The 12,013-nt window shown below is 73.8% G+C and carries 11 protein-coding genes; 5 read left to right on the top strand and 6 right to left on the bottom strand.

The window, feature by feature from the left end; all coding sequences use genetic code 11:
- Positions 1-24 precede the first annotated feature (24 nt).
- Positions 25-738, bottom strand: coding sequence for a hypothetical protein (locus tag B086_RS44985; RefSeq protein ID WP_018567046.1), 714 nt, complete (start codon positions 736-738; stop codon positions 25-27).
- A gap of 175 nt (positions 739-913) precedes the next feature.
- Between B086_RS44985 and B086_RS0114015 the strand changes: the two genes are divergently transcribed.
- A complete protein-coding gene (locus B086_RS0114015; protein ID WP_078531083.1) occupies positions 914-2,347 on the top strand; it encodes an alpha,alpha-trehalose-phosphate synthase (UDP-forming) in 1,434 nt (477 codons plus the stop codon).
- Positions 2,348-2,366: 19 nt separating this feature from the next.
- Here B086_RS0114015 and otsB read toward each other — a convergent pair whose 3' ends face one another.
- The 3 genes from otsB to B086_RS0114000 all read right to left on the bottom strand — a co-directional run bounded on the left by otsB (position 2,367) and on the right by B086_RS0114000 (position 4,886).
- The gene (gene otsB / locus B086_RS0114010) at positions 2,367-3,236 is read right to left on the bottom strand and encodes a trehalose-phosphatase (protein ID WP_018567044.1); all 870 of its coding nucleotides are present in this window, start codon (positions 3,234-3,236) and stop codon (positions 2,367-2,369) included.
- Between the two features lie 52 nt (positions 3,237-3,288).
- Positions 3,289-3,561 (bottom strand): DUF3263 domain-containing protein, encoded by a 273-nt coding sequence (locus B086_RS0114005; RefSeq protein WP_018567043.1) that lies wholly within the window; start codon positions 3,559-3,561, stop codon positions 3,289-3,291.
- A 74-nt stretch (positions 3,562-3,635) separates the two neighbouring features.
- A complete protein-coding gene (locus tag B086_RS0114000) occupies positions 3,636-4,886 on the bottom strand; it encodes an ABC transporter substrate-binding protein (protein WP_037873485.1) in 1,251 nt (416 codons plus the stop codon).
- Positions 4,887-5,012: 126 nt separating this feature from the next.
- Between B086_RS0114000 and B086_RS0113995 the strand changes: the two genes are divergently transcribed.
- The 3 genes from B086_RS0113995 to B086_RS0113985 all read left to right on the top strand — a co-directional run bounded on the left by B086_RS0113995 (position 5,013) and on the right by B086_RS0113985 (position 8,202).
- Positions 5,013-5,981 (top strand): ROK family protein, encoded by a 969-nt coding sequence (locus B086_RS0113995; protein WP_018567041.1) that lies wholly within the window; start codon positions 5,013-5,015, stop codon positions 5,979-5,981.
- Between the two features lie 7 nt (positions 5,982-5,988).
- Positions 5,989-7,131, top strand: coding sequence for an N-acetylglucosamine-6-phosphate deacetylase (gene nagA, locus B086_RS0113990; protein ID WP_018567040.1), 1,143 nt, complete (start codon positions 5,989-5,991; stop codon positions 7,129-7,131).
- 141 nt (positions 7,132-7,272) lie between these two features.
- Positions 7,273-8,202, top strand: coding sequence for a 1-phosphofructokinase family hexose kinase (locus B086_RS0113985; protein WP_018567039.1), 930 nt, complete (start codon positions 7,273-7,275; stop codon positions 8,200-8,202).
- A 3-nt stretch (positions 8,203-8,205) separates the two neighbouring features.
- On the opposite strand, the gene B086_RS0113980 is transcribed toward B086_RS0113985, so the two are convergent.
- Entirely contained in the window at positions 8,206-9,156 is a 951-nt protein-coding gene (locus B086_RS0113980; protein ID WP_018567038.1) for a CBM35 domain-containing protein, read from the bottom strand.
- Positions 9,157-9,274: 118 nt separating this feature from the next.
- Positions 9,275-10,945 carry a diguanylate cyclase CdgB gene (gene cdgB / locus B086_RS0113975; protein ID WP_018567037.1) on the bottom strand — a complete coding sequence of 557 codons (1,671 nt, stop codon included), beginning with the start codon at positions 10,943-10,945 and terminating at the stop codon, positions 9,275-9,277.
- 412 nt (positions 10,946-11,357) lie between these two features.
- Here cdgB and B086_RS0113970 point away from each other — a divergent pair, with 412 nt between their 5' ends.
- Positions 11,358-11,942, top strand: a complete 585-nt coding sequence (locus B086_RS0113970) for a flavin reductase family protein (RefSeq protein WP_078531082.1) — start codon at positions 11,358-11,360, stop codon at positions 11,940-11,942.
- Positions 11,943-12,013 lie beyond the last annotated feature (71 nt).

The raw sequence follows: 12,013 nt of genomic DNA, 5'->3' as shown, positions 1-12,013 counted from the left end.
CCCGCCGCGCCGGGGCCGCCCCCGTCAGCCGGCCACGCCGTCGGACCAGCGCCAGCGGCCCGCGCCGTCCTGTGCGCAGGTCAGGTACTCGCCGCCCTTGCCGTAGGTGCTCATGCCGTGGTGCCGCGCGGCGCAGAACTGGCCGTCGGCGTAGCAGTTGCCGGCCGGGCTGGTGAGGGCGCACGCCTTGCTGCCGCCGCCGCTGTTCCCGCCGCCGCTGCCGCCGGTCGTGCCGCCACCGCCGCTGTTCCCGCCGCCGCTGCCGCCGCCGGAGGCGGTCTTCGCGGGGGCCGGGGTGTGCAGCGGCTCACCGGCGCAGTCGCGGCCGTCGCGCGCCACGGTGAACGTCACCGCGCCGCCGTCGGCGCGCTGCTCGCAGACCTTCTCGGCGGCGCCCCAGGAGGAGGCGCTCCGGCCGGTGCCCTGGAGATGGACGGCGTAGCGCAGGCCGCCGGCCCGCGCCGCGGCGACGGCCGCGCCGACGCCGGAGCCGGTGTAGTCGCGCAGGGTGGCGGCCGGGGCGGGAGTGGCGGACGCGGCGGGCCGCGGGCTCGCCGACTCCGTCGCCGGTTCCCCGGACGGCTCCGGAGCGGCGCTGCCGGCCGCCGCGGTGGCCGTGGCCGGTGCCGAGTGCGCCGCCGGCGTCCCGGAGTCGTCGTCGCAGCCGGCCAGCGCCAGCACACCGGCGGCGAGCAGCGCCGCGGTGCCGGCGATCCGGCGCACGCGCAGAAGTTGCATGGAACCCCACCCCTCACAGACCGTCCCGCGCACGGCACGGGACGGAGATCACTGACATGCACCGCACATCTTCCGGGTCTTCACAGTTCCTTTACAAGTCGGCGGGCGGCGAAATCCGCACCGGCCCGCCGCCGCGCACGTTTGAGCGATCGGGGGCCGGGCTAGGTTGAGGACCATGGCTGCAACGCACGGTGCCGAGGTGCTGGTCGCGTCCAATCGCGGACCCGTTTCGTACGAGCTCGGCGAGGACGGTTCGCTGCACGCGAGACGCGGCGGCGGCGGACTCGTCTCCGGTCTGTCCGCGATCGGCCCGGACGCGGGCGCGGTGTGGGTGTGCGCCGCGCTCGGCGACGCCGACCGCGAGGCCGTACGGCGCTACGAGGACGGGCGCAGGCTGCCCGCCGGGGACACCGGCGGACAGCGGGTCCGGATGCTCGACATCGCCCCGGACGTCTTCTCCGACGCCTACAACGGCATCGCCAACTCGGTGCTGTGGTTCGTCCACCACATGCTCTACCAGACCCCGCTGGAGCCCGTCTTCGACGCGGAGTTCCGGCGGCGATGGGCGTCGTACGAGGCGTACAACCGCGCCTTCGCCGAGGCGCTCGCGGAGGAGGCCGCCGAGGGCGCGGCCGTGGTGGTGCAGGACTACCACCTGACGCTGGTGCCGGGCATGCTGCGCGACTTCCGGCCGGATCTGCGCATCGGGCACTTCTCGCACACCCCGTGGGCGCCGGTCGACTACTTCCGGATGCTCCCCGACGACATCGCCCGCCAGGTGCTGCGCGGCATGCTGGGCGCGGACCGGCTCGGCTTCCTCACCCAGCGGTGGGCGGACGCCTTCGCCCAGTGCTGCGAGGCCCTGACGGACGGGCTCGGCGGCACCCGGCTCGGGGTGCACGGGCTCGGCGCGGACGCGGAGTTCCTGCGCGAGCGCGCCCACCGCGCCGACGTCAAGGAGCGGATGGCGCTGCTGCGCGAGGAGATCGGCACGGCCCCGGACGGCGGCCCCCGCCGGACGGTCGTCCGGGTGGACCGCACCGAGCTGTCCAAGAACATCGTCCGCGGGCTGCTGGCCTACCGGCACCTGCTGGAAGAGCGCCCCGAGTGGCGCGAGCGGGTGGTGCACGTCGCCTTCGCCTACCCCTCGCGCCAGGACCTCGCCGTCTACCGGGAGTACACGGCCGAGGTGCGGCGGCTGGCCGAGGAGATCGACGAGCGGTACGGCACGCCCGGGTGGCGGCCGGTGCTGCTGCACGTCGAGGACGACTTCGCCCGCTCCCTCGCGGCCTACCGGATCGCGGACGTGGCGCTGGTCAACCCCATCCGCGACGGCATGAACCTGGTCGCCAAGGAGGTACCGGTCGTCTCCGACGCCGGGTGCGCGCTGGTCCTGTCGCGAGAGGCGGGCGCCTTCGCCGAGCTGGGCCCGGACGCGGTGACGGTGAACCCGTACGACGTCGTCGGCACCGCCGAGGCCCTGCACACGGCGCTCACCATGCCGGTGGCGGAGCGGGCCGAGCGCTCCGGGCGGCTGGCCGCCGCGGCGACCGCCCTGCCTCCGGCCCGGTGGTTCCTGGACCAGCTGAGGGAACTGGACGCGGGCTGAGCCCACGTCCGCCCGCCGCTCACATACGGGCCGCCAGGGCGGCCAGCAGGCGCACCACTCCCTCCGGGCCCGGCACCACCAGGTCGGCCCGTGAGGAGAGTTCGGTGACCTCGGCGCTGCCGCTGCACACCAGGACGCCCGGCAGGCCGTCGGAGCGCAGCTTGTCGACGGCGGTGAAGGCGGGCAGGTCGCCGAGGTCGTCACCGGCGTAGAGCACGGAGCCGGCGCCCAGGGCGCGGACGTGCTCCAGCAGGGCGACGCCCTTGTCCATGCCCGGCGGGCGCAGTTCGAGGACCATGCGGCCCGGCTCGACGATCAGTCCGTGGCGGGCCGCGAGACCGGCGAGCGGGCCGCGCAGCGCCTCGAAGGCGGCCTGCGGGTCCTCGGCGCGGCGGGTGTGCACGGCCAGGGAGCGGCCCTTCTCCTCGATCCAGGTGCCCTGCCAGGCGCCGATCCGGTCGAGGAAGCCGGGCAGCTCGGCCCGGACGGCGGCGACCCCGGGATGCGGGTCCGGGGCGGTCACCTCCCCGGTGGCCGCGTCCCAGCGTTCGGCGCCGTAGTGGCCGAGGACGACGAGGTGGTCGAGGCCGGGGACACCGGCGAAGCCGCCGTTGCGCACGGCGACCCCGGCGGGGCGGCCGGTGACCACCACCACGGCGGCCACCTCGGGGGCGAGCGCGGCGAGCGCCGGGAGCGCCTCGGGATGCGCTCTGGCCCGGTCCGGGTCGGGCACGATCGGCGCCAGGGTGCCGTCGAAGTCGAGCGCGATCACCGCGCGCTCGGGCCGCGCCAGCAGCGCGGCCAGCCCGTCCCGCCCGGCCTGTGTGGCGGGCTCGGGCAGCGCGGGTGCGTCGGGAACGGGGTCGGTCGAGTCCGTGTCGTGGCCCATGTGCCGAACCTATCCACACACGGCGCGGCCCACTCCTCGGCGGCGCCGGGTCTCAGCGCTCGGACCGGCGGGCGTCGCGCACCCGGCGCAGCCGGTTGACCGTCACCGGGTCGTGCTCCAGCGCGCGCAGGTCGTCGAGCAGCGCGTTGAGCAGCTGGTAGTAGCGGACCGGGGAGAGGCCCAGCTCCTCGCGGATCGCGCGTTCCTTCAGGCCCGGCCCGGTGAAGCCCCGGCGCTCCAGGGCGAGGATGTCCCGCTCCCGGCGCGCGAGGTGCCGCCCGGGTACCTGCTCCGGTCCGCCGCCCGGTTCGTCGTCCGCGTCCATACGGGCACCGTAACCGCCGCCACCGACAGCCGCCGCGGCACGGCGCCGGGCGGCGCGGTGCCGGGCGGCCGGGCTCAGCGCGCGTTCTCCTTGGCCTCCGCCTCCGAGGCCGCGGTCTGGAGCTGGTTGAGCACGCCGGTGGGGTCGCCGCCGGGGGCCACCGTGCCGCCGATGCGCTTCTTGACCTCGGCGCTGACCTGGGCCCAGGAGGTCTTGCCCGCCGGGTAGAGCTGGGCCAGCGACAGTTCCTGGAGGAAGGGCCACAGGTTCTTGTCCTGCGGCGCCTCGGCCATCGCCTCGGAGGCGGAGGTGGTGACGGGCAGCAGGTCGTACTCGCGGGAGAAGTCGAGGACGTTCTTCTCGCTGTAGACGTAGTCGAGGAACTCGCCGATCTGCTTCTTGTGGCCGCCCTTCTTGAAGGCCATCATCCAGTCGGTGACGCCCATGGTGGCCTTGGGCGTGCCGTTCTTGCCCGGCACCGGCACCATGCCGAACCGCACGCCCGCCTCGGCGGCCTTCTTCATCAGCGTGGGGTGGCCGTTGAGCATGCCGACCTGGCCCTTGGCGAAGGCGTCGAAGGCGTCCGCGCGGTTGAGCTTGCCGGGTGCGACGGGGCCGGTCAGGCCCTTGCCGACCAGCTCGTCGCGCAGCCAGGTGAAGGTCTCGGCGTTCTGCGGGGAGTTGATGGTGTACGTACCGATGTCGTCGGTGTACCCGGCGCCGCCGCTGAGCAGCCACTGCATGGTCTCGGCCTGCGCCTCCTCGGGGCCGAGCGGCAGCGCGTAGGGGTACTTCACGCCCTTGGCCTTCAGCGCCTCGGCGTCCGCGGCGAGGTCGTCCCACGACTTGGGCGGGGTGAGGTGCGCCTGGTCGAAGAGGGTCTTGTTGTAGAAGAGCACCCGGGTGGAGGCGGCGAACGGGATGCCGTACTGGAGGTGGCGCACCTGGCCCGCGTCGGAGAGCTGGTCGAGGAAGTCGGCCTGCACGGCTATGGAGAGCAGGTCGTCGGCCTTGTAGAGGCGGTCCTGGGCGGCGTAGTCGGCGTACGCGCCGATCTGGGCCAGGTCCGGCGGGTCACCGGCGTCGACCATCTCCTTGACCTTGCGGTCGACGTCGGTCCACGAATAGACCTTGACGTCGATCTTCACGCCGGAGTGCCGGGACTCGTATGCTCGGGCGAGCTTGTCCCAGTACTTCTGGGAGTTGTCGGCCGGGGAGTCGCCGTAGTCGGCGGCGACCAGTTTGAGCGTGACGTCGGAGGAGCCCGTGCTCCCGCAGCCGCCGAGGACCGAGGTCATGCCCAGTGCGGACACTGCCGCGATCATTCCTGCTCTACGCCGCTGCACTGTGTTCCCGCCCCAACCGTCTCGTGTTCACCATGCGGACACGATAGGTCTACACCACGTGAGTGGACTAGACCTCTCGCGGGTCAAAGGGCCACACTGTCATCTGTGAGACACGTCATCGCGCTCGATGTGGGCGGCACCGGGATGAAGGCCGCACTGGTCGACGAGAACGGCGGGCTGCTCCACCAGGCGCGTCGGCCCACCGGCCGCGAGCGCGGCCCCGACGCCGTCGTCGAGGGCATCCTCGGCTTCGCCGCCGAACTGCGCGCCCACGGCGCCGAGCGCTTCGGCGAACCGGCCGCGGCGGCCGGTGTCGCCGTCCCCGGCATCGTCGACGAGGACGAGGGCGTCGCCGCCTACGCCGCCAACCTCGGCTGGCGCGACGTCCCCCTGCGCGACCTGCTCGGCCGGCGCCTCGGCCTGCCCGTCGCCCTCGGCCACGACGTACGCACCGGCGGGCTCGCCGAGGGCCGGATCGGCGCGGGCAAGGGCGCCGACCGCTATCTGTTCGTCCCGCTGGGCACCGGCATCGCGGGCGCCATCGGCATCGACGGCCGGGTCGAGGCCGGCGCGCACGGCTTCGCCGGCGAGATCGGGCACATCGTCGTCCGCCCCGGCGGCACCGAATGCCCCTGCGGCCAGCGCGGCTGCCTGGAGCGGTACGCGTCCGCCTCCGCGGTCAGCCTGGCCTGGGCCGAGGCGTGCGGCGACCCGGACGCGGACGCGGCCGACTGCGCCAAGGCCGTGCGGTCCGGCGACCCCCGGGCCGGCGCGGTGTGGCAGGAGGCCGTGGACGCCCTCGCCGACGGCCTGGTCACCGCGCTCACCCTGCTGGACCCGCGCACCCTGATCATCGGCGGCGGGCTCGCCGAGGCCGGGGAGACGCTCTTCGCCCCGCTGCGCGAGGCCGTACGCCGCCGGGTCACCTTCCAGAAACTGCCCGCCATCGTCCCCGCGGCCCTCGGCGACACCGCCGGCTGCCTCGGCGCGGGCCTGCTCGCCTGGGACCTCCTCGGCGGCACGTCCGCCGCGGCCGCACCGCACTCTTCCTCTTCCACGACTCCCCGGAGGTAGCCACCAGATGGCCCCCAGCAAGGTTCTCGACGGCGCCCGGGTGGTGCTGCCCACCGGGATCGCGGACGGCGGCCGGGTGATCGTCGACGGCACGCGGATCGCCGGGACCGCACCGGAGAACACCCCGACCGTCGATGTCAGCGGGCACTGGCTGGTCCCCGGCTTCGTCGACCTCCACAACCACGGCGGCGGCGGCGCGGCCTTCTCCGGCTCCGCCGACGACGTCATGACCGCCGTACGCACCCACCGGGCGCACGGCACCACCACCGTCGTCGCCTCCACCGTCACCGACGACATGGGCATCCTCACCAAGCAGGCCGGACTGCTGTCCGAACTGGCCGAGCAGGGCGAGATCGCCGGCATCCACTTCGAGGGCCCCTTCATCTCCCCGTGCCGCAAGGGCGCCCACTCCGAGGCCCTGCTGCGCCACCCGGACCCGGCCGACGTGCGCAGGCTGGTCGACGCGGCCCGCGGCCAGGCCAAGATGGTCACCCTCGCCGCCGAACTGCCCGGTGGCCTGGACTCCGTACGGCTGCTCGCCGAGCGCGGGGTGATCGCGGCCATCGGGCACACCGACGCCACCTACGAGCAGACCGTGGAGGCGATCGACGCCGGGGCCACCGTCGCCACCCACCTGTTCAACGCGATGCCGACGCTCGGCCACCGCGCGCCCGGCCCGATCGCCGCCCTGCTGGAGGACGAGCGGGTCACCGTCGAGCTGATCAACGACGGCGTCCATCTGCACCCCGCCGCCCTGGAACTCGCCTTCCACCACGCCGGTGCGGCCCGGGTCGCCCTCATCACCGACGCCATGGACGCCGCCGGGTCCGGCGACGGCCGCTATCTGCTCGGCCCGCTGGAGGTCGACGTCACCGACGGCGTCGCCCGTCTGGTGGAGGGCGGCTCCATCGCCGGTTCGACGCTCACCCTGGACCGGGCGTTCCGGCGCGCGGTCACCGTCGACGGGCTGCCCGTCGAGGACGTGGTGGCCGCGCTGTCCGCCAACCCGGCCCGGCTGCTCGGCGTCGACGACCGCGTCGGCTCCCTGGAGCCCGGCAAGGACGCCGACCTCGTCCTGCTCGACGAGGACTTCGTCCTCAAGGGCGTGATGCGGCGCGGCGAGTGGGTGGTCGATCCCCAACTGCGCTGATCCGTCCGCCCGTCCACCGGACGTCCTGGCCCGGTGCGGGGCGTGAGGGGTGGGCGGCGCGCCGTCCGTTTGACATGATCGGAGCTCCGGCGCACCGCCGGAGCTCCGTGCACGCGTACTACCCCGGGGAGGCCGGCCCACGTGATCCTCACGGTCACGCTGAACACCGCTCTCGACATCACCTACCGGGTGCCGTCCCTGCGGCCCCACGGCTCGCACCGGGTGTCGGAGGTGACCGAGCGGCCCGGCGGCAAGGGCATCAACGTGGCCCGCGTCCTGGCGGCCCTCGGCCACCGGGTGACCGTCACCGGCTTCTCGGGCGGCGCCACCGGCGACGAGGTGCGCACCCGGCTCGCGGACGAGCCCGGTGTGACGGACGCGCTGGTCCCGGTGGCCGGCGCGACCCGGCGCACCGTCGCGGTGGTGGACGAGCACACCGGCGACACCACCCAGCTCAACGAGCCGGGCCCGCTGGTCACCGCCGCCGAGTGGGCGGCCTTCCAGGACGCCTACGAGGACATGCTGTCCGGTGTGGCGGCGGTGGCGCTGTGCGGCAGCCTGCCGCCCGGACTGCCGGTGGGCGCCTACGCCGTCCTGGTGCGCGCGGCCCGCGCGGCGGACGTGCCGGTGCTGCTGGACACCAGCGGCGAGGCGCTGCGGCGCGGACTGGCCGCCCGCCCCGACATCATCAAGCCCAACGCCGACGAGCTGGCCGAGCTGACCGGCTCCCACGAGCCGCTGCGCGCCACCCAGGACGCCCGCAGGCGCGGCGCCCGCACGGTCATCGCCTCCCTGGGCGCCGAGGGCCTGCTCGCCCGCACCCCGGACGGCATGTGGCGGGCCGCCCCGCCCGCCCGTGTGCACGGCAACCCGACCGGCGCAGGCGACTCGGCCGTCGCCGGGCTGCTCTCCGGCCTGGTGGAGAACCTCCCCTGGCCGGACCGCCTCGCCCGCGCGGTCGCCCTCTCCGCCGCGACGGTCCTGTCCCCCACGGCGGGCGACTTCGACCGGGCCGCCTACCGGGAGCTGCTGGAGCGGGTGGAGGTCAGCGGCGAGGGCGGTTCGGCGTGAGGGTCAGCCGTTCTCGCCGGTGAGATACATCTGATCCAGGTTGGCGTTGCACTGATTGCCGTCGTTGCAGGCGATCTCGATCGTGTTGGTGCCCTTGTTCAGGTTCACGTTGGCCCAGGTGGTCTGCCAGTCGTTCTTCCAGTCGCCCTCCGGCAGCTTGCCGAAGTTCTTCATGTTCAACGTCTGCGTGCTGGACTTGCCGTTGACCACCAGCGTGGCATCGGCGTCCACGCCCGGGATGCCGTACCGCACGTACAGCCGGTACGTGCCGGTCTTCTGGATGCCGTTCACGGACCAGGTGACCTTCGCCCCGACGTGGTTGAAGCCGGTGACGTAGATTCCGCCGTCCGCCTTTGCTCCCTCCACCTCGGACGCCGTGGAGGTACCCGTCAGGAGCAGGGCCTTCGCGTCGATCTTGGGGAGTTCGCCGTCGGGGGCCACGGTGCTGTTCGACGAGGGGCTGGGCGGGGCGCTCTGGGTGGCCGGCGGGGCCGTGGTGCCGCCCGTGGCGCCGTCCTTGGTGTCGTCCTTGTCGTTGAGCATGGCGAAGGTGATGCCTATGACCACGGCGGCGACCACCACGACGGCGCCGATCAGCAGTCCCTTGGTGTTGGGCCCGCGCCGGCCACCGCCGCCGGGGCCGCCCTGGGCCGGCTGCCGGGGCGGCTGCTGGCCGCCGGGCAGGGTCTCCGGGGCCGCGTAGTGGGCGCTCGGCCGGCCGTACGCGCCCTGCTGCTGAGGAGCCTGGCCGTAGGCCGCCGTGGGGGCCTGCTGCGTCTGCTGGGGCTGCTGGCCGTACTGACGCTGGCCGACGGCGCGGACCCGGTTGACCGAGCCCGGGTAGCCGTAACCGCCGGAGGGCGGCTGGGCTCCGTTGGCCTGACCGTCGGCGTACAGATAGCCGAACGGGTCGTCGTCCTCGGGCGTGCTCGGGCCGTTGTCGCCGGGCGTCATCCCTAGGTCTCCTCAACAGGTGCGGGTCGGATGCGGTACGTCGTGAGGATGGCGAGCCTACCCGCTCCCGTGGGCCCGAACGGGTGACTCACCCCGCATCAACGCGCTGACCTGCGGATCAACCGGCGCGGCGATGTTGTTTGGGACGAGATCGTTTCTCGACGTACATCCGCTCGTCGGCGGACTTCAGCACTTCGTCCGCCGTCATCCCGCAATGGGCCCAGCCGATGCCGAAGCTGGCGCCGACCCGGACGGCCCGGCCCTCGGCGCGGATGGGCTGGATGATCTCGTTGCGCAGCCGCACGGCGAGGTCCTGGGCATCGGCGCGGCCGAGGCCGTCGGCGAGGATCACGAACTCGTCGCCGCCGAGCCGGGCCACCGTGTCGCCGTCGCGGACGCCGCCCGACAGCCGCCGGGCCACCTCGATGAGGACGGCGTCGCCCGCGTTGTGCCCGAAGCGGTCGTTGATCGACTTGAAGCCGTCCAGGTCGCAGAAGAGGACCGCGAGCCCCTTGGTGCCGTCGTCCCGGTCGCCCTCGGGGGCGATGGTGTGCACATGGTGGTCGTAGCCGTCGTAGGGCTGCGGACCGGAGTCGAAGTCGAAGCCGTGGTCATGGCCGCCGTCGCCCGCCGGGTGGACCGGGTGGCCGTAGGCCGCGTCCAGCGAGGCGAGTTCCTCGGCGTGCGCCGACTGCGGGCGGCGGCACAGGCGGGCGGCGAGCCGGGAGCGCAGTTCGGCGCTGTTGGGCAGACCGGTCAGGGAGTCGTGGGAGGCGCGGTGGGCGAGGTGCAGCTCGCGGCGCTTGCGCTCCTCGATGTCCTCGACGTGGGTGAGCAGGAAGCGGGGCCCGTCGGCGGCGTCGGCGACCACCGAGTTGCGCAGGGAGACCCAGACGTAGCTGCCGTCGCGGCGGCCCAGGCGCAGCTCGGCCCGGCCGCCCTCGGCGGAGGTGCGCAGCAGGGTGCCTATGTCCTCGGGGTGGACGAGGTCGGAGAAGGAGTAGCGGCGCATCGCGGAGGCGGGGCGGCCCAGCAGCCGGCACAGGGCGTCGTTGGTGCGCAGGATCCGGCCGTGCTGGTCGCCGCCCATCTCGGCGATGGCCATGCCGGAGGGCGCGTACTCGAAGGCCTGCCGGAAGCTCTCCTCGCTGGCGCGCAGGGCCTGCTGCTCGCGCTCCAGGCGCACCAGGGCGCGCTGCATGTTCGCGCGCAGCCGGGCGTTGCTGATCGCGATGGCCGCCTGGAACGCGTACACCTGGAGCGCCTCGCGGCCCCAGGCGCCGGGGCGGCGGCCGTTGCGCGGGCGGTCCACGGAGAGCACGCCGAGCAGCTCGCCCGGGGAGCCGCCGGGTGCGCCGGGCGAGTACATCGGGGCGAAGAGCCGGTCGGAGGGGTGCCACTCGTCCTCGAAGCGGGGAGCGGGCCCGTCCGTGTACCACTGCGGGACGTCGTCGTCGTCGAGGACCCAGCCCTCGGTGTGCGAGATGAAGACCAGGTCGCCCCAGGTCTCGCCCATGGTCAGCCGGCGCTCCCAGGAGGCGCGGGAGCCGACCCGGCCGGTGATCAGGGCCTCGGCGGCGGGGTTCCCGGAGAAGGCGGCGACGACGAGGTCGCCGTCGGGGCGTACGAGGTTGACGCACGCCAGTTCGTACCCGAGGCCGGTCACGACGCCGTCGGCCACGGTCTGGAGCGTGTCGGCCAGACTGCGCGCGGTGTTCATGTCCGCCATGACCTGGTGCAGCTGCCGCAGGGTCGCAAGGCGGACGTACGGCTCCGACTCGGTCTCCATGCTCGCCCTCCCCCCGAGACCTCGCAGTGAATCAAAGGGTCTTCTTCGGCGTATCGTGCGTGCGGTCTACGCCACTGAATCACAGCGTGAAGCCCACTCGGTACACAGGGTCAACAATTCACGCTGCTTGTGACTCAAGTCACAGGCGAACATGAACAATTGGGTAGAGTTTCTGCTTTTTTCCCAAGCGTTGACGGAACGCAAACTCTCTCGTGTGCGGACATGATGCACGAGACGGCCGCCGAACGGGTCGGAATCGCTGGTTCCGATGATGTCGCGGGGGTTCGACGACGGCTGCGAGGGTTCGACGGCTGCGGGGATCCGACGGCTGCCCGCTGGGTCCGTGGACCTAGGTCCGGGCTCGGGCCATGGCCCGATGCGGGCGGCGCGGGCCGGTCATTAGCGTTGATGTGTGCTGAACACTTCCTCCGCCCCGTCCTCCGCCCTCGCCCCGGCCATTCCCGGGCATGCTGAGGGGGTGACCGACGACGAGTTCCGTGCCGCGATGTCCCGGCTGGCCGCGGGCGTGGTTCTGGTGACCGCGCAGGAGCCGCCGCTCGACGCGGAGGACCCGCTGGCGCCGGTCGGCGAGGACGTGGGCATGACCGCGACGGCGTTCCTCTCGGTGTCCCTGGACCCGCCGCTGGCCCTGGTCAGCCTGCGCACCGGCTCCCGCATGGACGACCTGCTCGCGGAACAGCCGCTGTGGGCGGTGTCCGTCCTGACCGGGAACCAGCGGCACATCGCGGGCCGCTTCGCGATGAAGGGCCGCATCAGCGACCGTCTGCTCTTCGCGGACGTCCCCCACACGCGCGGCGAGGTGTCCGGCGCCCCGCTGGTGGACGACGCGCTGGCCACCCTGGAGCTGCGCACCGAGCAGCGGGTCCCGGCGGGCGACCACACCCTGGTCGTCGGCCGCGTCCTGACGGCCCGCCTCCCGGGCGCCGGTGACGGCCCGCTGGTGTACTTCCGGGGGCGGTACCGGCAGCTGGGCTGAGCGGGATCTCCGGGGGCGGTGGCCCCCCGGCCCGCCCCTGTCTCCCTCGTCCCGCGGCCCTCGGACCGGCC

The sequence above is a fragment of the Streptomyces sp. PsTaAH-124 genome (assembly GCF_000373685.1).
GTDB lineage: Bacteria > Actinomycetota > Actinomycetes > Streptomycetales > Streptomycetaceae > Streptomyces > Streptomyces andamanensis.
The sequence above is the reverse complement of the archived record's forward strand: the minus strand, read 5'-3'. Positions and strand labels throughout refer to the sequence as shown.

Excerpts from the sequence above, each read along its gene's own strand:
- B086_RS44985 (WP_018567046.1), bottom strand. The coding sequence starts at position 738 with ATGCAACTTCTGCGCGTGCGCCGGATCGCCGGCACCGCGGCGCTGCTC.
- B086_RS0114015 (WP_078531083.1), top strand. The coding sequence starts at position 914 with ATGGCTGCAACGCACGGTGCCGAGGTGCTGGTCGCGTCCAATCGCGGA.
- otsB (WP_018567044.1), bottom strand. The coding sequence starts at position 3,236 with ATGGGCCACGACACGGACTCGACCGACCCCGTTCCCGACGCACCCGCG.
- B086_RS0114005 (WP_018567043.1), bottom strand. The coding sequence starts at position 3,561 with ATGGACGCGGACGACGAACCGGGCGGCGGACCGGAGCAGGTACCCGGG.
- B086_RS0114000 (WP_037873485.1), bottom strand. The coding sequence starts at position 4,886 with ATGATCGCGGCAGTGTCCGCACTGGGCATGACCTCGGTCCTCGGCGGC.
- nagA (WP_018567040.1), top strand. The coding sequence starts at position 5,989 with ATGGCCCCCAGCAAGGTTCTCGACGGCGCCCGGGTGGTGCTGCCCACC.
- B086_RS0113980 (WP_018567038.1), bottom strand. The coding sequence starts at position 9,156 with ATGACGCCCGGCGACAACGGCCCGAGCACGCCCGAGGACGACGACCCG.
- cdgB (WP_018567037.1), bottom strand. The coding sequence starts at position 10,945 with ATGGAGACCGAGTCGGAGCCGTACGTCCGCCTTGCGACCCTGCGGCAG.